Source organism: Blastochloris viridis (genome assembly GCF_001402875.1).
Taxonomy (GTDB): Bacteria; Pseudomonadota; Alphaproteobacteria; order Rhizobiales; family Xanthobacteraceae; genus Blastochloris; species Blastochloris viridis.
Map to the genome: position 1 here is coordinate 471,460 of NZ_CP012946.1, position 22,236 is coordinate 493,695.

The following is a 22,236-nucleotide window of genomic DNA, read 5'->3' on the forward strand; positions in this document are numbered from 1 at the left end:
CTGTGCCGCAAAATCTGGAGATCGACCGGGCTGCCGCCGCGGCCGTGACGGATGCGCCGACGCGGGCCGTCGTGCGAATCAGCGGGCGGCGTCGTCGCCGTGGCCGTTGGCGCCCGTGCGCGGCTGGATGGCGCCGCGGTTGCTCGCCAGTTCGGCGGCGAGGCGGTGGCCGGCGAGCGCGGCCGCGTCCGGCCCCTGTTCGGCGAGCCGGGCGGCAAGATAGCCGGCGTTGAAGGCATCGTCGGCCGCGGGGTCGGCCGGGTCGCGGTGCGCTGCCGCCGGCACACGGACGGTTTCGCCGCCGCGGCGCAGCAGCACGCCGTCGGCGCCGGTCTTGAGCACGATCTCGCCGATGCCGGCCGCGGCGAAGCGCTCGAACGTCGCCTCGGGCGAGGCCTCGCCGAACAGCAGCGCCTCGTCGGCGAAGCGCAGCAGTGCGATGTCGATCCGCTTGAGCGATTCGGCATAGACGGCGCGGGCGCGGGCGATGTCGCCGCCCCAGTGCGAGGGGGCGAAATTGCCGTCGAACGCCACCTTGGCGCCGCGCTCGCGCGCCACTTCCAGGGTGGCGAGCAAGCGGCCGAGGCCGACATTGTCGAACAGCGACAGCGTGGCGCCGGACAGATAGATCAGGCTGGCCTGGGTCATCGCCTCGGCCAGCAGGCCCCAGCCTTCGACCGTGAACAGATGGCGCACCGACGCGCCGTCGCGCCAGTGCTGGACGCGGCGCTCGCCGCCCTCGTCGGTGTCGACCAGCACCAGGCCGGGCTTGCCGCCGGCGATGCGGACGGTGAGGCCGGTCGCCAGCCCCGCGGCCTCGGCGGCGGCGATGATGGCGCGCGAATAGGGATCGTCGCCGAGCGCGGTGGCGAACGCCGTGGGAACGCCGAGCCGGGCGAGATAGACCGCGGTGCTGAAGCAGTCGCCGCCGAACGACAGGCCGTAGCGGCCGTCGCCGCCGCGCGACAACTCGACCAGCACTTCTCCGATGGCGACGACGCGAGACATGGCACCCCCTCTTGCGGTTGGCGGCACAATGGCCGCCCGAAGCCCGGGTGTCCATGTCGGACGAGTTCCGCTAGACCAACCTCGCGGTCCGCCGCCCCGGTCGCGAGGCGGGATCGCCAAGCGACGTTACGAGACCTCAGTCAGGAGACCGCCATGGGCGATGCCGCTTTCGCCGTGTCCGCCGATCTTTCAGGGTGGGAGCGCCGGCCGCTGCCGGACGGCCGCTCGCTGGCCGGTCGCCTCGTGCGGCTGGAAAAACTGGACGGTGGCCGTCATGGCGCCGACCTTGCCGCCACCACGGCGGCGCCGGCCTCGCTCTATGACTATCTGTTCGAGCCGCCGCCGGTGCTGCCGGCCGAGGTGATCGGCTGGGCGTCGGAGGCGGCGGCAAGCCTCGATCCATTCTTCTATGCCATCGTCGATCAGGCCTTGGGCCGCGCGGTGGGGCGCCTTGCCTTGATGCGCATCGACGCCAAGCACGGGGTGATCGAGGTCGGCAGTGTCCTGTTCGGGCCGCTGCTGCAGCGGACCGCCGGCGCCACCGAGGCGATCGCGCTCCTCGCCGGCCACGTGTTCGACGATCTTGGCTACCGCCGCCTGGAGTGGAAGTGCAACGACCGCAACACGCCGTCCAAGCGCGCCGCCGTGCGGTTCGGCTTCCAGTATGAGGGGCTGTTCCGCCAGCACATGGTGCAGAAGGGCAAGAGCCGCGACACCGCCTGGTTCGCCATGCTCGACTGCGAGTGGCCGGCGCGCCAACGCGCCTTCGCCGCCTGGCTCGATCCGGCGAACTTTGACGCCGGCGGCCGCCATCTGCGGCGGCTCGAGGAGTTTCGCTGACGCGCAGTCGGCGGGCGCGGTGCCGGGTCGACGCGAGTCCTGGAACATCCGCCACGATTTGCCATTCGAGACATGACCGCCGCGTTGGCTGTTGAAAGCTGGCGTCACGGCCGGGCGTGTTCGTAAAAGGGACACGTTCGCGCCCAACAGCCGGACCAGCGAAGACGGGCGCCGATTCGGAGTGGTTCGAAACGGCGTCGGGACAGGGAGAGCCGAATGCGACGCCGTCAATTGGTCATGGGTGCCGCCCTGCTGCCGGTGGTCGCCGCCGCCTATCTGCCGCTGATCCCACGCCTGACCGACGAGGTGTCGGCCCAGGACGCCGGCGGCACGCCGTTCGATGCCCACGTGGTGCGGCGGATGGCGCGCGAACTCGCTGCCAATCCCTACAAGGCTGGCAGCCAGAGCCTGCCGCGTCCGCTCGACGCCCTCAGCTACGACGCCTACCGCAACATCCGCTTCAACGCCGAGCGCGCGCTGTGGCATGGCGAGGGGTTGCCGTTCGAGGCGCAACTGCTCCACCGCGGCTTCTTGTTTCGCGACCGCGTCGACATTTTCGTTGTCACCGACGGCCGGGCGACGCCGGTCGCCTACAGCCCCGATTTCTTCCGCTTCGAGCACGGCGTCGAGCGGCCCGACCCGAGCGCCGATCTCGGCTTCTCCGGCTTCCGCCTGCACGGCCTGCTCAACCGGCCCGATTATTACGACGAGGTCGTGGTGTTCCAGGGCGCGAGCTATTTCCGCGCGGTGGGCAAGGGCCAAAGCTACGGTTCCTCCGCGCGCGGCCTGTCGATCAAGACCGGGGACGCTGGCGGCGAGGAGTTCCCGGTTTTCAAGGCGGTGTGGATCGAGCGCCCGCGCCCCGGCGGCGATTCCGTCGTGGTGCACGCGCTGCTCGACAGCCCGAGCGCGGCGGCGGCCTACCGCTTCACCATCCGGCCGGGCGATGCCACGGTGATGACGGTGGAGATGGCGCTCTACCCGCGGGCCGACGTCGACCAGCCGGGTTTGGCGACGCTTACCAGCATGTTCCTGTTCGGCCCCAACGACCGCGACGGCATCGACGATTTCCGGCCGGCGGTGCACGACGCCCAGGGCCTCGCCATCCTCAACGGCAAAGGCGAGTTGCTGTGGCGGCCGCTGACCAATCCGCGCCGGCTCCAGGCGTCCGCCTTCGTCGACACCAATGTGCGCGGTTTCGGCCTGATGCAGGCGCAGCGCTCGTTCTTCGACTACCAGGATTTGGAGGCGCGCTACGAGCGGCGGCCCAGCGTGTGGGTCGAGCCGATCGGGGATTGGGGCGAGGGCGCGGTGCACCTGTTCGAGATCCCGACCCCGGAAGAGGTTCACGACAACATCGTCGCGTTCTGGCGGCCGAAAGACCCGCTGCGCAAGGGCGCCGAATACATCTACACCTACCGTCTGCACTGGACCTGGGACATGCCGGGCCGCGACGCTCGCGCCCGCTTCGCCGCCACCCGCGTCGGCGGCAACGCCGAGCGGCGGCTGTTCGTGCTGGACGTCGTCGGCGACAACCTGCGCGGCGTCGCGGCCGAGGCGCTGCGGGTGGACGTCGGGGCGAGCGGGGGGGCGGTCACCAACGTCGTGCTGCAGCCCAACCCCGACATCGAGGGCTGGCGGCTGTCGTTCACGCTCGACACCGCGGGCCAGGATCTGGTCGAGCTGCGCGCCGAGGTGCTGCGCGGCGAGGAGCGCATGAGCGAAGCGTGGATCTATCGATGGACGCGGTAACTGTGCCGGCCGGCGTCGCGCCGGAATCCCCCGCCCCGGCGCTGCCGCCGGACTCGCCGCTGGCGATGCCGGTGCAGTCGCTCCGCGCCGCGCCGGCGGCGCGCCTGCGCCCGACCACGGCGCCGGCAAGGCTCGCCGCCCGGCGGGCGTTCGTGTTCGGCGGCGCGCTCGCGCTCACTGCGCTGGCCGCGGAGGAAATGTACGCGGTGCTCAACGTCGCCGGCCTCACCGTGCTGGAAACGGTGGTGCTGGTGCTGTTCGTGGTGCTGTTCGCCTGGATCGCGTTCTCCTTCACCAACGCGCTGGGCGGCGCCATCGCCATGGCTCGGCGCGGCGATGGCGGGCTCGGCATCGATCCGGCATCGCCGCTGCCCGAACTGACCGGCCGCATCGCGCTGTTGATGCCGACCTACAACGAGGCGCCGGCGCGGGTGTTCGCCGGGCTGGAGGCGACCTGGCAGTCGCTGGTGGCGACCGGGCGGAGCGCGGCGTTCGACCTGTTCATCCTGAGCGACACCACCGACGCCGACGTCTGGGTCGCCGAGGAGGCCGGCTTCCTGGCGCTGCGCGCGCGCGCCGGCGGCGATGGCCGCATGTTCTATCGCCGGCGGCCGCGCAATATCGATCGCAAGGCCGGCAACATCGCCGATTGGGTGATGAGGTTCGGCGGCGGCTATGACAGCATGATCGTGCTCGACGCCGACAGCGTCATGACCGGCGAGGCGATGGTGCGCATCGCCGCGGCGATGGAGCAAAACCCCGGCGTCGGCCTGATCCAGACCTTGCCGGTGATCGTCGGCGGCCGCAGCCTGTTCGCCCGGGTGCAGCAGTTCGCCGGCCGGCTCTACGGCCCGCTAATCGCCCACGGGCTGGCGTGGTGGCATGGCCCCGACGGCAATTACTGGGGGCACAACGCCATCATCCGGGTGAGGGCGTTTGCCGGCGAGGCCGGGCTGCCGCACCTCAAGGGCAGGAAACCGTTCGGCGGCCACATCCTCAGCCACGATTTCGTCGAGGCGGCGCTGATCCGGCGCGGCGGCTGGGCGGTGCACATGGTGCCGGCGCTGGCCGGCAGCTTCGAGGAAGGGCCGCCCTCGCTGATGGATCTGTCGGTGCGCGACCGCCGCTGGTGCCAGGGCAACCTCCAGCACATCGCGGTACTGCCGGCGCGCGGGCTTCATCCGCTGTCCCGGCTCCATCTCCTCACCGGCATCGGTGCTTATGTCACCGCGCCGCTGTGGCTCGCCATGCTGCTGATCGGCCTTCTGGCCGCGTTGCAGGCCCGCTTCGTGCCGCCGGACTATTTCCCCACCGCGTTCTCGCTGTTCCCAGAGTGGCCGGCGCAGGACCCGGTGCGCGCCGCCTGGGTGTTCGTCGGCACCATGGCGGTGCTGCTGCTGCCCAAGCTGATCGGCTACGCCCTAATGCTGGCCGACCGCGACGCGCGGCGCGGCTTCGGCGTGTTCGCCCTGGTCGGCGTCGTCGCCGAAACCGCGATCTCCGCGCTGACCGCGCCGATCACCATGGTGTCGCAGTCGGCGGCGGTGGCCGGCATCCTGGCCGGGCGCGACGCCGGCTGGCAGCCGCAGCGCCGCGACGACGGCACCATGCCGTTCGCCCACATCGCCCGGCGCTTCGCGCCGCACACCCTGTTCGGGCTGGCGCTGGCCGGCGCGGCGTTCGCGATCTCGCCCGAGCTGTTCCTGTGGATGACGCCGGTGATCGCCGGCCTGGTGCTAGCGGTGCCGGTGGCGGCGCTCACCGCCTCCCGTGGCGCCGGCCGGGCGCTGGCCGGCCTGCTGCGCACGCCGGAGGGGCGCAACCCGCCCGAGGTGCTGCGGCGGGCCGCCGACCTTGCGGCGGCGCGGGCTCAGGAGACGGTGGGCGAGGCGGTGGCGGCGCTGGCGCGCGATCCGGAACTGCTCGCCGCCCACCACGCCATGCTGCCGGCCGGCGGCGCCCGCCGGCCGGGCGACTACGCCCCCGAGCGGCTGGTCGCCCGCGCCAAGATCGAGGACGCCCGCGATCTCAATGAGGCGCTGGCGTTGCTGACGCCACGCGAGAAGGCGGCGGCGCTGGGCGATCCCGACGCGTTGGAGCGGCTGGTGACGCTGGCGCGGTGACCGTCAGATCAGCCCGAGCCCCTTCAGGCTGGCGTGGCCGTTCTTGCCGATGATGAGGTGGTCGTGCAGCGCGATGCCGAGCGGGGCGGCGACCTCGGCGATCCTGCGCGTCATCTGCACGTCGGCAGAGGACGGCGTCGGGTCGCCGGACGGGTGATTGTGCACTAAAATCAAGGCAGTCGCCGATAGCTCCAGCGCGCGCTTGACCACCTCGCGCGGATAGACCGGGGTGTGGTCGACGGTGCCGCGCGACAGCACCTCGTCGGCGATCAGCTGGTTGCGCTTGTCGAGGAACAGAATGCGGAATTCCTCGCGGTCGGCGAACGCCATCGCGGTGCGGCAGAAGTCGAGCACCTGCGACCACGAGCTCAGCACCGGCCGGGCCTTGAGCTCACCCTTGGCCAGGCGCAGGGCGGCGGCCTGCACGAGCTTCAGCTCGGCCACCACCGCCTCGCCGACGCCCTCGACCTCCGCCAGCCGCGGCGGTGGCGCCGACACCACCTCGGCGAACGAGCCGAACCGCGCCAGCAGCGCCTTGGCCAGCGGCTTGGTGTCCTGGCGCGGCAGGGCGCGGAACAGCACCAGTTCCAAAAGTTCGTAGTCGGCCAGCGCGTCCGGCCCGGACTCCAGAAAGCGGGTGCGCAGCCGGGCGCGGTGGCCGACGAAATGAGGCTCCAACGTCCCCGCCGCCGATTTCGGGGCACGGGCCACGGTGCGCCTCAGACGTTGTAGGGCGGCTTGTCGAGCCCTTTCGGCGACAGCGTGAAGATCTCCACGCCGGTCTCCGTCACCCCGACCGCGTGCTCGAACTGTGCCGACAGCGAGCGGTCGCGCGTCACCGCGGTCCAGCCGTCGGACAGCACCTTCACGTGCGGCCGGCCGAGATTGATCATCGGCTCGACGGTGAAGAACATGCCGGGCTTCAGCACTGCGCCCTCGCCGGGGCGGCCGACATGGACGATGTTGGGCTCGTCGTGGAATAGCCGGCCGACGCCGTGGCCGCAGAAATCGCGCACCACGCTGAGGTGGCACGGTTCGACGAAGTCCTGGATGGCGGCGCCGATGTCGCCGACGGTGGCGCCGGGCTTGATCACGGCAATGCCGCGCATCATCGCCTCATAGGTGATCTCGATCAGCTTCTCGGCGCGGCGGGGGATTTCGCCGACCGGATACATGCGGCTGGAGTCGCCGTACCAGCCGTCGAGGACCAGGGTGACGTCGACATTGACGATGTCACCCTCGCGCAGCGGCTTTTCGTTGGGAATGCCGTGGCAGACCACGTGGTTGATCGAGGTGCAGGTCGACTTGCGATAGCCGCGGTACATCAGCGTCGCCGGCAGCGCGCCATGGTCCATGGCGAACTCGAACACCGCCTTGTCGATCGCCTCGGTGGCGACGCCAGGGCGGATCAGCGGGACGATCAGGTCCAGCGCCTCGGCGACCAGGCGGCCGGCCTTGCGCATGCCTTCGAAATCGGCCGGGCCGTGAAGCTTGATCTGGCCGTTCTTCCGGAGCGGTGCGGCAGCAGCGTCGACATAGGTCATTTCAGTTGCACTCGGAAATGGCGGTCGTCGGGGCCGCCTCTTGTCTTGCCGGTTCGGGCAATGTAGGCGATCGGCGGTCGCGCGCAAGGATGCGTTGCCGGTTCCCGCCGGCACGCGCCCGGAAGGGCGGGCGGCGGAAACGGTTCGGGACTGGACACCCGGGGCACTCGGATCGATGATTGGCCGGTGTTCCAGGCGGAGTGGTCCGGATTCGGCACTAAGGTTCGATTCGGACTCCCCAGAGGTTCGGATGCGGACGATCGCGTCCGGTGCGACCGGTTCTGCCGGGATCGATGAGGTTCCGAGCGTCCGTCCAGCCGCGGTGGGAACGGTCGGGTCGAGGCACGCCGTAGTGGAGTTCCGTTTGCTGGCACGCGAAAACGACTCCAGCCCCTTCGGCGCCTGCAAGCCGGACAGCTTTGCGTCCAACGTCATCGGGTTGACCCGCCGGATCCCGGATCGGTGGCTGTACCGGCGCCTTGCCTTCGCGCTCAGGCGGCTGGTGACGTTCAGGCTGGCCGGGCGGCCGCTGGACGTGGAGTCGATGGGCGCCCGCTTCCGGCTCTACCCGTTCAACAACGTGTGCGAGAAGCGCATCCTGTTCACGCCGCAGTATTTCGACGCGGTCGAGCGGGCGGCGCTGGCGGCGTTCGCCGATGCGCTGGCCGGCGAGGGCCGCGAGGTCACCTTCGTCGACGTCGGCGCCAATATCGGCGGCTACAGCCTGTTCCTGGCGGCGCACACGGCCGGACGTGCCCGGCTGCTCGCCATCGAGCCGCAGCCGGTGGTGTTCGAGCGGCTATGCTTCAACATCTCCGCCAATCCCGGCTGCGGGGTCAAGGCGCTGTCGGTGGCGGTGGCCGACCGCGACGGGCCGCTGACGCTGTTCCTCGCCCCGCGCAACAAGGGCGAGTCGAGCATCAAGATGGTGGGCTTTGCGCCGGGCGAAGGCTCCAGCGTCACGGTGCCGGCCGAAACGCTGGAGCGTATCCTCGACAGCGAGGGCATCGACCGGGTCGACGCCATGAAGATCGATGTCGAAGGCGCCGAGGATCTGGTGCTGGTGCCGTTCTTCCAGTCGACTGCGCCGGCGCGGTGGCCGGCGCAGCTGATCCTGGCCAATACGCCGCATCTTTGGCACTCCGACCTTCACGCCCTCTTGACTGGCCATGGCTACCGGCTCTGCGGCCAGTCGCGGCGAAAGCGGCTCTACCAGCGGCTTGGCCCCGACGAGGCCGCCGCACCGGCGCGGGCGGCGGAGGAGGTCGCGCCGGTGGCCCGGCTCGGTCTGGCCGTGGCGCGGTCAAGCCTGACGCCGTGAGCGCCGGCACCAAGGCCAAGGCAGCTCCCGCTCGAGGCGACCGGCGGGCGTCCGGAGGATCCGACCTGGCTGCATCAGGGCGGATGCTCCAGGCCTTTGTGATTTCGCATTTTCTTCCGCACAACCGGATCCCACTTGTGCGGAAAATGCTCTAGCGGGTCAGGAACAGCGGCCGGCTGGCGTCGGAAACACGGCGCCAGATGTTGTCCTCGGTGCGTTCGAACCGCACCTGATCGCCCTGCCCGGAGGTAATCACGATGTCGGCGCGGTCGAGCCGCCACGACACCGGCGCAAACGACTTGATGGTCTGGTCGCAGGTGCCGGCGAGGGTCAGGCGGTAACTGTCGCCGTCGGCCGGCTCTTCGGTCAATGTCACGCTGCAGATCGGCCGACCCGGCTGGCGGGCGAACGACCAGGTTCCGGTCAGCTCGGCGGGCGTCGGCCCGGCCGGCTCGGTGCCGCCGGCCCGCGACAGGAAGAACACGCCTTCTCCGGCGCGCGCCATCTCATAGAGGCCGTCCTCGGTCTCGCCGAACTCGGCGACGACGCGGCCGGTGCCGTCGAGAAGCCGGATGGCGCTGGCCGGGCCGCGGCTCCAGGAGGTGACGGTGGCGAGGAATGGCATCGCGCCGACGCAGGTCGGCTTGTCGAAGCCGAGGGCGAAGCCGGTGCCCTGGATTTTCGCCTCCAGCGCCAGCGCGCAGCGGCGGTGGCCTTCGGCGTCGGTCAGATCGAACGGGCCCGCCAGTTGACGAACCTCGTCGGGTACCTTCGCCGGCCGCGCCGTTTCCGCCGTCGCCGCCCCAGCTCCGATCAGCGCGAGCATCAGGGTCACTGGGATAAGAACCGCGCGCATGTCCGTCCCCCGCCGTGCGTGCCGCCCAAATTGACCTAACGGCAATTCAGGATCTCTTAATAGGTTATCACGCCCGGCGCGGGTTCGGCCAAGGCGTTTCCGGTACCGGGGTTAACGGTCCGCGGTCGTCGAACCAGCTCACCAGATTGTCGACGGTGAGCTGCGCCATGGCCTGGCGGGTGTAGAGCGTGGCCGAGCCGACGTGCGGCAGCAGCACCACATTGTCCATCGCCATCAGCTCGGCCGGCACGTTGGGCTCGTCGGCGAACACATCGAGGCCGGCGGCGAGAATGGTGCCGGCTCTCAGCGCCTCGATCAGCGCCGGCTCGTCGACCACCGAGCCGCGGGCAACGTTGATCAGGACGCCGCGCGGGCCGAGCGCGGCGAGCACGGCGGCGTTGACGCTGTTCTTGGTGTCCGGGCCGCCGGGGGTGATCACGATCAGGGTGTCGACCGCCGCCGCCAGCGAGGCAAGGTCGGGATGGTAGGGATAGGGCACGTCGGTGTGGCGGGTGCGGCTGTGATAGGCCAGCGGCACGCCGAAGCCGTCGAGCCGGCGGGCGATGGCGCGGCCGATGCGGCCGAGACCGTAGATGCCGATGCGGCGGTCGCGCAGCGACGGGCTGAGCGGGAAATGCGCCTTGGGCCAGGCGCCGGCGCGGACGTAGCGGTCGGCCTGTGGCAGCCGGCGCACGGTGGCCAGCAGCAGGCCGAGTGCGGTGTCGGCGACCTCCTCGGTCAGGACGTCGGGGGTGTAGGTCACCACCACGCCGTGGCGGGCGGCGGCCGCGGCGTCGATATGGTCGTAGCCGACGCCGAAATTGGAGATGATCTCAAGCTTGGGCAGCTTCGCCAGCAGCGCCTCGTCAACCGGATGGCCGGCGGCGGTGGTGGCCAGGCCGCGAACCCGCGCGGCGACGGCATCGAGCGCGCCGTCGCCCGACTCCCACAGCTTGTGCAGCCGGAAGCGGCGGCCGAGCTGTTCGGTCACGGTCGGCATCATCGGCCGGGGCACCAGGATTTCGGGCGTATCGGTCATGGGTCGCTCCTGCGTCGCCGCGCGGTGGTGGCCGAGGTCTGCGCCCGGCGTCAATCCAAATTCGGGTGTGTTTCGGCCGGTGCCGGTCGACGCTCGCACATTAGCAGGAACAGGCCGGAGGCGACGACGATGGTGCCGCCGGCGAGGGTCCAGGGGTCGGGCACGTCGCCGAACACCAGATAGCCCATCGCCACCATGCCGAGCAGCTGGGCGTAGATGAACGGCGCCAGCACCCCGGCCGGGGCCTTGCGGTGGGCGAGGATCAGCAGCCAGTGGCCGACGCTGCCGAGCGCACCGACCGCCACCATCAGCGTAACGACGCGGGCGTCGTTCGGCGTCGACCACAGCCAGGGCAGCGGCACGGAGGCCAGCAGGACGCCGACCAGGTTGGAATAGAACAGCGTGGTGAGGGCGGAATCGTAGCTCGCCAGCACTCGGGTCGAGATGTTGTAGAGGGCGTAGGCCACCGCGCCCGCCAGCGACAGCCCGACCGCCCAATGGACCTCGCCGACGCCCGGGCGGGTGATCACCAGCACGCCGCAGAAGCCGACCAGGATCGCCAGCCAGCGCTTCCAGCCGATCCACTCGCCGAGCAGCGGCCCGGCCATCGCCACGACGAAGAACGGCGTTGTGAACACGATCGACATGGTCTGGTCGAGCCGGAGGTAGTGCAGCGCGACGAAATTGCACACGGTGGAGGCGAACAGCAGCGTCGAGCGGCCGAGCTGCAGCGCTGGCCGGCGGGTGCGGATCAGGCCCGGCACCGTCCATGGATTGACGATCAGGATGGTGAGGACGAAGGCGCTGGCGTAGCGCGCCCACACCACCAGCGCGGTGTCGATGTGGTGGCCGAGCCATTTGGCGGTGGTGTCGAGGCAGCAAAAACAGGCGAGCGCAGCGCCCATCAGGGCGATGCCGGCCAAACGGTGCTGCCGTGGCTCAGTCACCACGAACGGCGGAGTGGGGGTGGCGTCCAACGGGGGGCGGGGCTTTCGGGAGGATCGGTCGGCGGGTGTTCCCGCACCGAGCACGGCGGGGCGCCGATGGCAAGGGCGGGCGGCGCCGCTCATGGCAGCCTTGCGGAAGGCCGCGGCTGTCCGGTGCCCGCTTTGGCGCCGAACACGGCGCCGTCGCCCCTAGCGGCATCGTCCCGCCGGGCCGGCTCTCCCGTGCGGGAGAAGCTAAGCCCCCTGCCGACCGCCGCTCCGCTCGCGGTCCTTGATGACGCCGTCTATTCCGGCGCCGTCTATTCCGACGCCCTGTCGGCCGGCGCGTCGTCGGCGTCGTCGTCGGCGTCGTCCTCGTGCGCGTCGGTGCCGAGGCGGCCGGCGAGGTTCTTCTCGATACGGCGCAGCAGCTTGCGCAGGCGCTTGCGGTCCTTGCCGTCGAGGCCCTCCAGCATCTCCTGCTCAAGGGTGTGCCAGATGCCGTCGATGGCGCTGGCGCGCGTGCGCCCCGGCTCGGTGAGATGGACTCGCACCAAGCGGCCGTCGCCGTTGACGGCGCGGCGCTCGACCAGCCCCTGCGCGGTGAGGCGGGCGATGGTCTTGGAGGCGGTGGGCGGCCGGACCCGGAGCGCGCCGGCGAGGTCGCCCATGGTGCGGCCGTCATGCTCGGCCAAGAGCTTAAGCACGGTTTCCTGGCCGGGAAACAAGCCGAGCCCGGTCAGCAGCTTGGCCGTGCGCGCCCGTTGCAGCCGGGCGGTGTGGTTCAGCCGGTAGCCGACCGTCTTGACGTGAGCATCCTTGGCGGCGGCATTCTTCATAGCCTTCACCCCGCGGACTGTTTGCCGGCAGCGCCTGCGCACCAGAAAGACCGGCAGCGGACACTTTCATCGTATTCTGCACGATTCGGCACGCCGATAGTTTCCGTCACTTGATGAAAACTGTATGTCGGCGAAGAAAAATCTGTCGGAGGACCTTGGATGCCGCCACGGCGCCGCTGGCTGGAGCTGAGCTGGACTGACCTTGCGGCCGCTGATGCCGCGCGCTGGATCGCGGTGCTGCCGCTGGCGGCGGTGGAGCAGCACGGGCCGCATCTGCCGCTCGGCACCGACGCAATCATCGCCGAGTTCTACCTGGCGCGGGTCGAGGCGCTGCTGCCGGACGAGGTGCCCGCCGTGCTATTGCCGATGGCGACGATCGGCGTCTCGCCCGAGCATCTCGGCTTTCCCGGCACCCTGAGCGTCGATGCCGCCGCCGCGGTGGCGGGGTGGATTGCGGTCGGCGAGGGGCTCCATCGTGCCGGGGTGCGCAAGCTGGTGATCGTCACCAGCCACGGCGGCAACGTCGCGGCGGCGAGCCTTGCGGCGGTCGAACTGCGGGCGCGGTTCGGCCTTTTCGTGGTGACGTGCTCCTGGCACAAGCTCGGCTATCCCGACCGGCTGTTCTCAGCCGATGAGGTGCGGTTCGGCATCCATGGCGGCGAGATCGAGACCTCGTTGATGCTGGCGGCGCGGCCGGAGCTGGTGCGCATGGCGGAGGCCCGCGATTTTCCGTCGGCGGCGCAGGCGATGGAGGCGCGGTTTCGGCGGCTGCGGGCGACCAGCCCGGTCGGCTTCGGCTGGATGGCGCAGGACCTCAATGCCGAGGGCGTGGTCGGCAACGCCGCCGCGGCGACCGCCGACAAGGGCCGCGCCGCCGCCGAGTTCGGCGCGCGCGCCTTCATCGAGCTGCTGCGCGACGTCGATGCGTTCGACGTTGCGGCGCTGACGCCGGGGCCGCTGGGCGGGGGATGATCACGAGTAGCGTCGTTCAATCATGGGTCCCCTTCCCTTGCGTCGCTGCGCGACGCTCGCCGGGGACGACCCGTTGAGGTTCCGAAGCTTGGTTCTGCAGACGCAACCCGTCGTCCCCGGCGAGCCGGACAACGTCCTGGGAGGGAAGGGGACCAGACTCTGCAATGGCGCAAGCAGCAGACCGCCGCGCCTACCCCTCCAGCTTCTTGACGAACCAGCCGACCAGGCGCTGCCACACCGCGTCCTTTTCGGCGGCGTCCTCGACGCCGTGCTCGATATTGGGGTTGTCGTTGACCTCGATGACGTAGATGCCGCCATTGGTCTGCTTGATGTCGACGCCGTAGAGGCCGTTGCCGATCAGCCGGCAGGCGCGCACCGCAAGGTCGATGACGTCGGGCGGCGCGGTGGCGACCGGCAGGGTGCGGAAGCCGCCTTCCTTGGCGATGCCGTTCGGCTCGTGCTTGAGGATCTGCCAGTGGCCGCGCGCCATCATGTATTGGCAGGCGAACAGCGGCTCGCCGCCCAGCACGCCGACCCGCCAGTCGTATTCCGTCGGCATGAACTTCTGGGCGATGACGAGGTCGGTGTCCTCGAACATGTGCTCGGTGACGCGCTTCAGCTCCTCCGGCGTCGCCACCTTCACCACCCCGCGCGAGAACGAGCCGTCCGGGATCTTCACCACCAGCGGCAGGCCGAGCTCGTCGATCGCCTGTTCCAGCTCGCCGTCCTCGCCCGACAGCAGCAGCGTCGGCGGCATCGCCACGTCGTGCCCGCCGAGCTTCTCCATCAGGTAGACCTTGTTGGTGCAGCGGATCATCGAGATCGGGTCGTCGATGACCGGCATGCCCTGCTGCACCGCGAGCCGGGCGAAGCGGTAGGTGTGGTTGTCGATCGAGGTGGTTTCGCGGATGAACAGCGCGTCGTATTCGGCGAGGTCGGACAATTGGCGGCGGGTGATGGTCTGCACCGACACCGACATCTTCTCCGCCACCCGGGCCAGGTGGCGAATGGAGGCCGTCGAACTCGGCGGCAGCTTTTCCTGCGGGTCGTGCAGCACGGCGAGATCGTACTTGGCGACGGCGCGCGCCTTCGGCCGCCGCCAGTCGCGCCTGGTGTGGGCGTGCAGCGCCTCGGCGAAGAACCGCGCGTCGCCGTTTTCCAGCTTGGTGATGGGGCGGGCGCGCAGGCGCGCGATCGAAATCCAGCTGTTGGCGTCGGTGCCCGGCTCCAGCGACACCTCGATCGCCGGGCAGCGGAACCAGTCGAACAGCAGCTTGCCGAACGCCTCGAAGCGCTCGTCGGCGACCAGGCCGAAGCACACCATCAGCCTCTGGTCGGAGGCAGGCTGCCAGCCGGTCTTGCGGGCACAGCGGTTCAGCTCGTCCTCCAGCTCCGGCAGCGCCTTCTCATACAGCGTCGCCTCGCGCAGCTCGAGCATGGTTTCGACCGTCGGCATCACGCGGTGGCCGCGCGCCTCCGCCAGCAGCGAGGCGTAATAGCCCTGGCTCTGGTAGTTGTACGATCGCGACAGATTGATGAGCTTCGGACGTCCTGAATCGAACAGCCGCGGTCGGGCGAGATACTCGCTCGTGGTAATGACCTTGTGGGGCGTGTCGGCGTTGCGGAAGTCCTTGGGCTGATCGACGATGATCACCCAACCGGTCATGGTCAGTGTCCCTTTCGGACCAACACCGCGGCGCGAAGATTGTCGCGGCCGAACCGCGCCATGCGGTGGAATTCGGCGGCGGGAATCGGCAGGTTGGCGGCGGCGAGAATGCTCTCGCGCGACTCCGCTTCAAACCAGGGATCGTGGACGAAGATGTGGCGATCGTCGCGGCCGAACGCCAGAACCCAATGCGGTTCCTTGCGGCGGTACATGCGGTAACCGGAAACGAGCACCAGCGCGAGTGCCTCGCCGTTCAGCACGGCGGCGTAGTCGCTTTCCGTCATTGCGCCGCCGCGGTCGGGAATGCCGAGTTCGTGCGCCTCCTCGCGGAAGCCTTCCTGCACGAGGCGCATGACGTCCTTTTTCTCCGGCGAGCGTACGCCATCGAGGAAATAGGGGCCGCAATGGGATACCCGCACCTCCGGCTCAAGGCCGCGATGCTTCAGCGTGACCGCAAGGCCGTAGGGATCGCAACCGCCGGGGCCGGACGTCATGAAGATCGTCGTCGAATCGCGCCACAGCTTGAGTTCGAGCGCCCGGCTCGGGCGGAGCGACCGGTCGTCCCAGGCGAGCGCCATCAGCATGCACGCCGGACCGCATGTGAAGTCGGTGGTTTGGTGAAAGTAAGGCGGCGGCTTGAGCGGCGCCTCGACCTCCGCGATCAGCCGTTTCTCCAGCCTCAGCGCCGGTTCGTGGTCCTGGTAATAGTCGGCGAGGCGGGCGATCTGGCGATAGCCGGCGGAGCGGTACAGCGCCTTTGCGGTGGCGTTGTCCTCGCGCACTTCCAGCCGCAGGAACAGGCAGCCGCGCGTTTCGGCGGCGGTCTCGGCGGCATCCAGCAGGCGGCGGCCAAGGCCGCGGCCGGCCGCCTCGGGCTCAACCGCGATCGAATAGAGCCGGCCGAGCGCGGTGCCGCTGCGGAACAGCACCAGCGCATAGCCGGCGATGCGGCCGCCGACCTCGGCAACCAGCAATTCGTCGCGATCCTGGCTGAGGAAGTGGCGGAACGAGCGGCGCGACAGCCGGTCGGTCTCGAACACGCGACATTCCAGCGCAGCGAGGGCGTCGAGGTCGTCCAGCTTGGCGGTGCGGATGCCCGCGGCGGGCGCGGTGGGTGCGCCGTCGGCTGCGGTCATCACGGTCTCTATCGGAGAAGGGTCGCGCGCGGCATCCATCGCGGGCTCGAATGTGCCGGAAACGCCGGGTTGGCAAGTGGGAGGGCGACAATAGCCCCGCCGCCGCACCGGCGCGAGCCCGTCGTTTCCGGAGTTGACGCTGTCGAAGGGAAACACCAGATACGCGCGACAAGCTCCGGCTTAACCGTATTTTCAACGCTTCGTGATCAATTCGCGGCGCTCATCTGGCGCGCCGACGCGGCGAAAGCGCAGCCGGCGTGAACCTGAACCGGGGGATTTGCGTCATTCTTAGGATTGATGCACCAAAGGGCGGAAGACATGTTGGCGTTGGTTCGAGTTGCGGCGTGCGTGCTGGCGATTGCGGCGTTCTCCGGGCAGGCGACGGCGGCGACCTCGCCGGCCGGCCGCCCGGTCGGCCCCGGCCCGCAACTGGTTGATTTCGACGACTCCTATGAGCCCGGCACGCTGGTGGTGAAGACCTCCGAGCGCCGGCTCTATCTCGCGCTCGGCAACGGCAAGGCCTATCGCTACCGCATCGCGGTCGGCGAGCCGATCCGCCAGTGGTCGGGCGAAAGCTGGGTGTCGGCCAAGCGCGTCAACCCCGACTGGCGGCCGACGCCGCGCATGCGCAACGCCAATCCGTCGCTGCCGAGCTACGTGCGGGGCGGCGCCGGCAATCCTCTCGGCGTCCGCGCGCTTTATCTCGGCTGGAGCGAGTTCCGCATCCACGGCACCACCAAGCCGTCGTCGATCGGCACCGCGTCCTCCAACGGCTGTTTCCGCATGTACAATGCCGACGTGGTGGACCTCTACGAGCGCGTCCACGTCGGCGCGCCGGTGGTCGTTCTGCGGTGATGATGCTGCGCTGAGGCCGCTGCGCCGACACCTGCCGGGCGCGGCCACCGTTCCGCCGCAGTCGTGGCCGAAACGGCTGGCGACTCCGCGAGGGACGGCGCATGTCGACGGCGTTGACGTCATGGAAGGCCGCGCTCGTGGCGGCGGGAGCCGTCATTGCGCTGCCGGCGACGGCGCTCGCGCATCCTCACGTCTGGGTGATCGCCACCGGCGAACTGGTCTATGCCGCGGGCGCGCTGACCGGCGTTCGCTTCGCCTGGGAATTCGACGACATGTTCTCGGCGTTCGCCATCCAGGGGCTCGACGCCAACAATGACGGCGTCTACTCCCGCGAGGAACTCGCCGAACTCGCCACCACCAATATCGAGTCGCTGAAGGAATTCGGCTACTTCACCGTTGCCACCGCCGGCTCGCGCAAGATCACCTTCACCGATCCGACCGACTATCATCTGGAGTACCGCGACAACGTCCTGGTGCTGCATTTCACCTTGCCGGTGGCAAAGCCCCAGGTGACGAAAAGCCCGCTGCGGCTTGAGGTCTACGATCCCACCGTTCTGGTCGCTTTTGCCTTTGCCGAGGCTGAGACGCCGGTGGCGCTGGCCGGCGCGCCGGCGGGCTGCGCGGTCGCGGTCGAGCGGCCCAAGCCGCTTCAGCCCGGCCAGCAGTTCGACATCTCGGAGTCGTTCTTCAACAGCCTCACCTCCGGCAGCGATTTCGGCCTGCAGTTTGCCAATCGCGCGACGGTGACATGCCCGTGAGGCGGCGTTTCCTCCTTGCCGCAGCGATGGCGATCGTGGTGCTGGCGGCGGCGCTGCCGGCCCTGGCGCAGGGCTCGCCGCTCGGGGTCGGGCCGAAGCCGCCGCCGCCCGATGGCGTCGTCGGCTGGCTGCTTTCGGTCCAAGCCCAGTTCTACCGCGATCTGACCCAGGCGCTGCGGGCGGCGCGCAGCGATGGCTCCGCCGCGTGGGGGCTGGTCGGCCTCAGCTTCGCCTACGGCGTGTTCCATGCCGCCGGTCCCGGCCACGGCAAGGCGGTGATCTCGGCCTATCTCGTCGCCAACGAGGCGACGTGGCGGCGCGGCGCGGTACTGTCGTTCGCCTCGGCCATGATGCAGGCGGTGGTGGCGGTGGGCCTGGTGCTGGCATCGGTGGCGGCGCTGCGGCTGACGGCGACGCAAATGAGCTCGGCCATCCGCGTGGTCGAGACGGCCTCCTACGCCGGAATCGTCGGGCTCGGGCTGTGGCTGGCGTGGAGCAAGGGCCGGGCATTGGTCGCGACGTGGCGCGGCACCGCCGCCGGCTGCGGCCCCGGCTGCGACCACACCGCCCACCTCGACCCGCGCGAGTTGGCAAAACCGGGTGGCTTCAAGCGCGCCGCGGCCGCGGTGGTGTCGGTCGGGGCGCGGCCGTGCTCGGGGGCGCTGCTGGTGCTGGTGTTCTCGGCCGCCAACGGCGTGCTGTGGCTCGGGGTGTCGGCGACCTTCGCCATGGCGCTCGGCACGGCGGTGACGGTGGCGGCCATTGCCGCCCTGGCGGTGTTCGCCAAGGCGGCGGCGGTGAGGTTGGCGCTGGCCTCCAGCGGCCGCGCCGACCTTGTGCTGCGCGGACTGGAATTTCTCGCGGCGCTGGCGGTGGCGGCGTTCGGCGCAGCCCTGCTGACCGGCTACATGGCGTCCGAACGCATGGTGATGTTCTAAATTTTACACCTTCGTCATCCCGGACGGTGCGGGATGCGGAGCATCCGGCGCCGATCCGGGATCGTATGCGGGATGAGCGCCTTGTCTTGCTGACGGTCCCGGCTCGCGCGGCGCTGCCGCTTGGCCGGGACGACGGGAAACGGTTGATGGAGGCTGCGCTATTCCGCCTTACGCGTCCGCCAGCGCGAGGTGGTCGAGCGCGAAGCCTTCCTTCAGCGCGGCGAGGTTGAGGTCGGCGAATTTCGGCGGCGTCTCCAGCCGCACCGCCTCTTCCAGCGCGTCCCTGCCGCACACCCCCGACAGCTTCGCCATCGCGCCGAGCGCGATGATGTTGGCGACCTTCGGCGAGCCGATCGCTGCCGCGCGCTCGCTGAGCGGCAGCACGTGGAGCTTGAACGGCCCAGTGGGCGGCGTCTCGACCAGCCGCTCGTCCACGATCACCAGCGCGCCCGGCTTGATGAAGGGCAGCGAGCGCTCGATGCCGACCTGCGACAGCGCGGCGATGACGTCGAGCCCGGTGACCAGCGGATAGTCGGACGCATCGCGCGACAAAATGAGGTCGGAATAGCAGTAGCCGCCGCGCGAGGTCGGCTCATAGCTCTGCGACTGGGCGGCGCGCTTGCCCTCCAGCCCCAGCGCGCGGAACAGGATCTGCATGCCAAGGATGAGGCCCTGGCCGCCGGCGCCGGCGAGGCGGAGTTCGGTGCGATCCGTCACGGCCATGGTCAGCGTCCCTTTTCGGCGCGCAGGTCTGCGGCGCGGTCGCGGTAGGTGCGGCCGTATTCGGGCCGGGCGTGGCGGGCGAGGATGCCGGTCGCCATCGGGTTCGGCCGGAACGGCTGGTCGGGCGCGTTGCCGAGGCCGTCGGGCACCATGTCGCACTTCTGGCTGAGGATCATCTCCGGCGACTCGCCGAGGTCGTTCTTGCGACCGTAGATCTCGGTGCAGTCGGTCATCACCTCGACGAACGAGAAGCCGTCGTGCTCGATCGCCGACTTGATGAGGTTCTTCAGCGCCGGGGCTTGGCGCGTCACCTCGCGGCCGACGAAGCTGGCGCCGGCGGCGTCGGCCAGCTTGCAGGCATCAAAGGTGGGCTCGGCGTTGCCGGACGGCGTGGTCGAGGTCACCCGCGTCGCGGCGGTGGTCGGCGACACCTGGCCGCCGGTCATGCCGTAGATCTCGTTGTTGAGCATCAGGCAGGTGAGGTCGAGGTTGCGGCGGCAGGCGTGGATGAGGTGGTTGCCGCCGATGGCGAGGCAGTCGCCGTCGCCGGCGATCACCACCACGGTGAGGTCGGGCCGCGCCAGCTTGAGCCCGGTGGCGAACGCCAGCGGCCGGCCGTGGGTGGTGTGGTAGGTGTTGGCGTCGATATAGGCGCCGACCCGCCCCGAGCAGCCGATGCCGGAGACGATCGCGAGCCGGTTGCGGTCGATGCCAAGGTCGTGCACCGCCCACAATAGCGAGCGCAGCGCGATGCCGTGGCCGCAGCCCGGGCACATGAAATGCGGCATCAAATGGAGCCGCAGGTAGTCCTTGACGTCGAAATCGGTAATGCGGGCGATCTCGTTCATTGCGCCACAAGCTCCCGAATCTTGCTGACCATCGCGGCGGGTGGGATCGGCTCGCCGTCGACGCGGTTGAGGCCGGCGACCCTGACGCCGCGGCCGAGCACGCGCTCGACCTCCAGCACCAGCTGGCCGAGGTTCATTTCCGGCACCAGCACCAGCCGGGCGTTGGCGGCGGCGGTGCGCAACGCCTCCTCCGGGAACGGCCACAGCGTCACCGGGCGCACCAGCCCGGCCTTGATGCCCTCTGAGCGCAGCGTCTCGACCGCGCGGCGGGCGGCGCGGGCGGCGATGCCGACCGCGACGATCACCACCTCGGCGTCGGCGGTCTCGATCAGCTCGACCTTGTCGATCCTGGCGCGGTGGCGCTCGATCTTGTCGAGGAGGCGGGTCAGGGCCTTCGAAGCGAGGTCGGGCTTCTGGGTCGGGAAGCCGTCCGGAAGATGGGTGAGGCCGGTGACGTGCAGGCGGTGGCCGTCGCCGGGCCGCGCCATCAGCGGGATGAGGTCATCGGTCTCGGCGTAGGGCTTGAAGTCGTGCTCGGTGCCGTCGGCCCATTTGCGATCGACGATCTTGATCTCTCCGCGCCGTGGCAGCTCGACCGACTCCACCAGGTGCGCGATGATCTGGTCGTAGGTGACGATCACCGGCACCCGGAATTCCTCGGCGAGGTTAAAGGCGCGGATGGTCTCGGTATAGACCTCCTGCACCGAGGCCGGTGCCACCACGATGATGGGGTGGTCGCCATGGGTGCCCCAGCGCGCCTGCATCAGGTCGCCTTGCGCCGGCTTGGTCGGCATGCCGGTGGAGGGGCCGCCGCGCATCACGTTGACGATCACGCATGGCACCTCGGTCATGGCGGCAAAGCCGAGATTTTCCTGCATCAGGGAGAAGCCGGGACCGGAGGTCGCGGTCATCGCCTTGGCGCCGCCGAGCGAGGCGCCGATCACCGCCGCGATCGAGGCGATCTCGTCCTCCATCTGGATGAACACGCCGTCGACGCGCGGCAATTCGCGCGACAGCTTTTCGGCGATCTCGGAGGACGGGGTGATCGGGTAGCCGGCAAAGAAGCGGCAGCCGGCGGCAACCGCCGCCAGGGCGCAGGCCTTGTTGCCTTGAAGCGACTGGAGTGAAGACGACATCACATGCTCACCGGTTCACGCACGGTGGTTTTGACGGAAATCGCGAAATCCGGGCACAGCCACTCGCAGACGTGGCAGCCGGTGCAGGCTTCGGGGTGGGCCACGGTGGCGATGTGCTCGCGCGACATTGCAAGGCAACGCTCCGGGCACAGCTTGACGCAAATGTCGCAGCCCTTGCACCAGGCCTCGTTGACCTCGACCTCGAACGACACCTCTGGGTGTGGCCGGAACGCCGGGCGGCGGGTGATCGACTTGTCGAACCTGAGCTCGGGGTCGAGCCGGGCGGCCTCGGCCCAGGCCCGGCCGGCCTCGAACGCCTTGCGGTTGATGTCGCGGGTGCGCTTGGGCACCAGTTCCTCGATCACCGCCAGCCAGTCGGCGACCGGATAGTCCAGCGAAACCGACAGCGTGCCGAGCAGCACGGTGTTGGCGGCGCGCACGTCGCCGAGGTCGTCGGCGATGGTGGTGGCGTCGAGCGCATAGCCGTCGGCGATGCGGCTGACGATCTCGGCCGGGGTCTCGCGGGCGTAGTTGGTGGTGGCGCCGTGCTTGCGGCTGCGGCAGGCGAACGGCGGCACGATGCGGCGGGTGTCGGCGATGAACACGCCGCTGTCGGGCTTCAAGTGATCGAGCCAGCGCAGCCCCTCGGCCCATTCCAGCGCGATCAGCGCGTCGGCCTCGCCCTTGGCGATGGTGGGCGACCACACCTCGCTGCCGAAGCGGACGTGGCTGAACACGATGCCGCCGCGCTTGGCCATGCCGTGCACTTCGCTCTGCTTGACCTGCAGCCCCTGGCGCTGGCCCATCAGCGCCATCACCTTGGAGATCATCAAGACGCCCTGGCCACCGACGCCGACGATCATGATGTTGCGGGCCTCGGCCGGCTTGGCCGCCGCCGCCGGGGCTGCGTCGTCCAAGGTGAGGGCGGTGTTTGCAGTCATCTTGTTACGCTTGGC

At 69.8% G+C, this 22,236-nt stretch carries 21 protein-coding genes; 8 read left to right on the forward strand and 13 right to left on the reverse strand.

The window, feature by feature from the left end:
• Window positions 1-78: 78 nt before the first annotated feature.
• Window positions 79-1,008: a sugar kinase gene (locus BVIR_RS02140; RefSeq protein WP_055036232.1), complete on the reverse strand. Its 930-nt coding sequence runs from the start codon at window positions 1,006-1,008 to the stop codon at window positions 79-81.
• A gap of 153 nt (window positions 1,009-1,161) precedes the next feature.
• Here BVIR_RS02140 and BVIR_RS02145 point away from each other — a divergent pair, with 153 nt between their 5' ends.
• From BVIR_RS02145 to mdoH, 3 genes are all read left to right on the forward strand, one after another.
• Window positions 1,162-1,848 (forward strand): GNAT family N-acetyltransferase, encoded by a 687-nt coding sequence (locus BVIR_RS02145; RefSeq protein WP_055036233.1) that lies wholly within the window; start codon window positions 1,162-1,164, stop codon window positions 1,846-1,848.
• A 216-nt stretch (window positions 1,849-2,064) separates the two neighbouring features.
• Complete coding sequence (locus BVIR_RS02150) at window positions 2,065-3,600, forward strand: OpgD/OpgG family glucan biosynthesis protein (RefSeq protein WP_145911894.1); 1,536 nt, start codon at window positions 2,065-2,067, stop codon at window positions 3,598-3,600.
• Window positions 3,588-5,723, forward strand: a complete 2,136-nt coding sequence (mdoH, locus tag BVIR_RS02155; protein ID WP_055036234.1) for a glucans biosynthesis glucosyltransferase MdoH — start codon at window positions 3,588-3,590, stop codon at window positions 5,721-5,723. The genes BVIR_RS02150 and mdoH overlap by 13 nt, the downstream gene beginning before the upstream one ends.
• Before the next feature lie 3 nt (window positions 5,724-5,726).
• Here the strand turns inward: mdoH and radC are convergent, their stop codons facing one another.
• Window positions 5,727-6,434 (reverse strand): RadC family protein, encoded by a 708-nt coding sequence (gene radC / locus BVIR_RS02160; protein WP_055036235.1) that lies wholly within the window; start codon window positions 6,432-6,434, stop codon window positions 5,727-5,729.
• Between the two features lie 8 nt (window positions 6,435-6,442).
• Complete coding sequence (gene map, locus BVIR_RS02165; protein WP_055036236.1) at window positions 6,443-7,267, reverse strand: type I methionyl aminopeptidase; 825 nt, start codon at window positions 7,265-7,267, stop codon at window positions 6,443-6,445.
• 364 nt (window positions 7,268-7,631) lie between these two features.
• Between map and BVIR_RS02170 the strand changes: the two genes are divergently transcribed.
• Window positions 7,632-8,588, forward strand: coding sequence for an FkbM family methyltransferase (locus BVIR_RS02170; RefSeq protein ID WP_236823663.1), 957 nt, complete (start codon window positions 7,632-7,634; stop codon window positions 8,586-8,588).
• Between the two features lie 151 nt (window positions 8,589-8,739).
• Here BVIR_RS02170 and BVIR_RS02175 read toward each other — a convergent pair whose 3' ends face one another.
• The 4 genes from BVIR_RS02175 to BVIR_RS02190 all read right to left on the reverse strand — a co-directional run bounded on the left by BVIR_RS02175 (window position 8,740) and on the right by BVIR_RS02190 (window position 12,248).
• Entirely contained in the window at window positions 8,740-9,444 is a 705-nt protein-coding gene (locus tag BVIR_RS02175) for a protease inhibitor Inh/omp19 family protein (protein WP_061349892.1), read from the reverse strand.
• Between the two features lie 67 nt (window positions 9,445-9,511).
• Entirely contained in the window at window positions 9,512-10,483 is a 972-nt protein-coding gene (locus tag BVIR_RS02180) for a 2-hydroxyacid dehydrogenase (protein ID WP_055036238.1), read from the reverse strand.
• A gap of 50 nt (window positions 10,484-10,533) precedes the next feature.
• The gene (locus BVIR_RS02185; RefSeq protein WP_236823665.1) at window positions 10,534-11,406 is read right to left on the reverse strand and encodes a DMT family transporter; all 873 of its coding nucleotides are present in this window, start codon (window positions 11,404-11,406) and stop codon (window positions 10,534-10,536) included.
• Window positions 11,407-11,729: 323 nt separating this feature from the next.
• Window positions 11,730-12,248, reverse strand: a complete 519-nt coding sequence (locus BVIR_RS02190) for a MarR family winged helix-turn-helix transcriptional regulator (protein WP_055036240.1) — start codon at window positions 12,246-12,248, stop codon at window positions 11,730-11,732.
• Between the two features lie 159 nt (window positions 12,249-12,407).
• Between BVIR_RS02190 and BVIR_RS02195 the strand changes: the two genes are divergently transcribed.
• Entirely contained in the window at window positions 12,408-13,220 is an 813-nt protein-coding gene (locus BVIR_RS02195) for a creatininase family protein (protein WP_055036241.1), read from the forward strand.
• A gap of 190 nt (window positions 13,221-13,410) precedes the next feature.
• Here BVIR_RS02195 and BVIR_RS02200 read toward each other — a convergent pair whose 3' ends face one another.
• Together BVIR_RS02200 and rimI are read right to left on the reverse strand one after the other, a co-directional pair.
• Entirely contained in the window at window positions 13,411-14,886 is a 1,476-nt protein-coding gene (locus BVIR_RS02200; RefSeq protein WP_055036242.1) for a RimK family protein, read from the reverse strand.
• 2 nt (window positions 14,887-14,888) lie between these two features.
• On the reverse strand, window positions 14,889-16,022 hold the full coding sequence (gene rimI, locus BVIR_RS02205; protein ID WP_055036243.1) for a ribosomal protein S18-alanine N-acetyltransferase: 1,134 nt from the start codon (window positions 16,020-16,022) through the stop codon (window positions 14,889-14,891).
• Window positions 16,023-16,340: 318 nt separating this feature from the next.
• Between rimI and BVIR_RS02210 the strand changes: the two genes are divergently transcribed.
• From BVIR_RS02210 to BVIR_RS02220, 3 genes are all read left to right on the forward strand, one after another.
• Window positions 16,341-16,877, forward strand: a complete 537-nt coding sequence (locus BVIR_RS02210; RefSeq protein WP_055036244.1) for a L,D-transpeptidase — start codon at window positions 16,341-16,343, stop codon at window positions 16,875-16,877.
• Window positions 16,878-16,978: 101 nt separating this feature from the next.
• Window positions 16,979-17,635, forward strand: a complete 657-nt coding sequence (locus BVIR_RS02215; RefSeq protein ID WP_055036245.1) for a DUF1007 family protein — start codon at window positions 16,979-16,981, stop codon at window positions 17,633-17,635.
• The gene (locus BVIR_RS02220) at window positions 17,632-18,573 is read left to right on the forward strand and encodes a nickel/cobalt transporter (protein WP_236823666.1); all 942 of its coding nucleotides are present in this window, start codon (window positions 17,632-17,634) and stop codon (window positions 18,571-18,573) included. The genes BVIR_RS02215 and BVIR_RS02220 overlap by 4 nt, the downstream gene beginning before the upstream one ends.
• Before the next feature lie 168 nt (window positions 18,574-18,741).
• On the opposite strand, the gene BVIR_RS02225 is transcribed toward BVIR_RS02220, so the two are convergent.
• Genes BVIR_RS02225 through BVIR_RS02240 form a run of 4 tightly spaced genes read right to left on the reverse strand, consistent with a single transcriptional unit; the run spans window position 18,742 to window position 22,221 of the window.
• Window positions 18,742-19,296, reverse strand: a complete 555-nt coding sequence (locus BVIR_RS02225; RefSeq protein WP_055036247.1) for a 2-oxoacid:acceptor oxidoreductase family protein — start codon at window positions 19,294-19,296, stop codon at window positions 18,742-18,744.
• A 2-nt stretch (window positions 19,297-19,298) separates the two neighbouring features.
• Complete coding sequence (locus BVIR_RS02230; protein ID WP_055036248.1) at window positions 19,299-20,144, reverse strand: 2-oxoacid:ferredoxin oxidoreductase subunit beta; 846 nt, start codon at window positions 20,142-20,144, stop codon at window positions 19,299-19,301.
• Window positions 20,141-21,280 carry a 2-oxoacid:acceptor oxidoreductase subunit alpha gene (locus BVIR_RS02235; protein WP_055038612.1) on the reverse strand — a complete coding sequence of 380 codons (1,140 nt, stop codon included), beginning with the start codon at window positions 21,278-21,280 and terminating at the stop codon, window positions 20,141-20,143. Before BVIR_RS02235 ends, BVIR_RS02230 begins: the two co-directional genes overlap by 4 nt.
• A complete protein-coding gene (locus BVIR_RS02240) occupies window positions 21,280-22,221 on the reverse strand; it encodes a 2-oxoacid:acceptor oxidoreductase family protein (protein ID WP_055038613.1) in 942 nt (313 codons plus the stop codon). The genes BVIR_RS02235 and BVIR_RS02240 overlap by 1 nt, the downstream gene beginning before the upstream one ends.
• Window positions 22,222-22,236: the final 15 nt, after the last annotated feature.

Coding starts and splice junctions, on each gene's coding strand:
- BVIR_RS02140 (WP_055036232.1), bottom strand. CDS start 1,008: ATGTCTCGCGTCGTCGCCATCGGAGAAGTGCTGGTCGAGTTGTCGCGC.
- BVIR_RS02145 (WP_055036233.1), top strand. CDS start 1,162: ATGGGCGATGCCGCTTTCGCCGTGTCCGCCGATCTTTCAGGGTGGGAG.
- BVIR_RS02150 (WP_145911894.1), top strand. CDS start 2,065: ATGCGACGCCGTCAATTGGTCATGGGTGCCGCCCTGCTGCCGGTGGTC.
- mdoH (WP_055036234.1), top strand. CDS start 3,588: ATGGACGCGGTAACTGTGCCGGCCGGCGTCGCGCCGGAATCCCCCGCC.
- map (WP_055036236.1), bottom strand. CDS start 7,267: ATGACCTATGTCGACGCTGCTGCCGCACCGCTCCGGAAGAACGGCCAG.
- BVIR_RS02175 (WP_061349892.1), bottom strand. CDS start 9,444: ATGCGCGCGGTTCTTATCCCAGTGACCCTGATGCTCGCGCTGATCGGA.
- BVIR_RS02180 (WP_055036238.1), bottom strand. CDS start 10,483: ATGACCGATACGCCCGAAATCCTGGTGCCCCGGCCGATGATGCCGACC.
- BVIR_RS02190 (WP_055036240.1), bottom strand. CDS start 12,248: ATGAAGAATGCCGCCGCCAAGGATGCTCACGTCAAGACGGTCGGCTAC.
- BVIR_RS02195 (WP_055036241.1), top strand. CDS start 12,408: ATGCCGCCACGGCGCCGCTGGCTGGAGCTGAGCTGGACTGACCTTGCG.
- BVIR_RS02200 (WP_055036242.1), bottom strand. CDS start 14,886: ATGACCGGTTGGGTGATCATCGTCGATCAGCCCAAGGACTTCCGCAAC.
- rimI (WP_055036243.1), bottom strand. CDS start 16,022: ATGACCGCAGCCGACGGCGCACCCACCGCGCCCGCCGCGGGCATCCGC.
- BVIR_RS02210 (WP_055036244.1), top strand. CDS start 16,341: ATGTTGGCGTTGGTTCGAGTTGCGGCGTGCGTGCTGGCGATTGCGGCG.
- BVIR_RS02215 (WP_055036245.1), top strand. CDS start 16,979: ATGTCGACGGCGTTGACGTCATGGAAGGCCGCGCTCGTGGCGGCGGGA.
- BVIR_RS02225 (WP_055036247.1), bottom strand. CDS start 19,296: ATGGCCGTGACGGATCGCACCGAACTCCGCCTCGCCGGCGCCGGCGGC.
- BVIR_RS02230 (WP_055036248.1), bottom strand. CDS start 20,144: ATGAACGAGATCGCCCGCATTACCGATTTCGACGTCAAGGACTACCTG.
- BVIR_RS02235 (WP_055038612.1), bottom strand. CDS start 21,280: ATGTCGTCTTCACTCCAGTCGCTTCAAGGCAACAAGGCCTGCGCCCTG.
- BVIR_RS02240 (WP_055038613.1), bottom strand. CDS start 22,221: ATGACTGCAAACACCGCCCTCACCTTGGACGACGCAGCCCCGGCGGCG.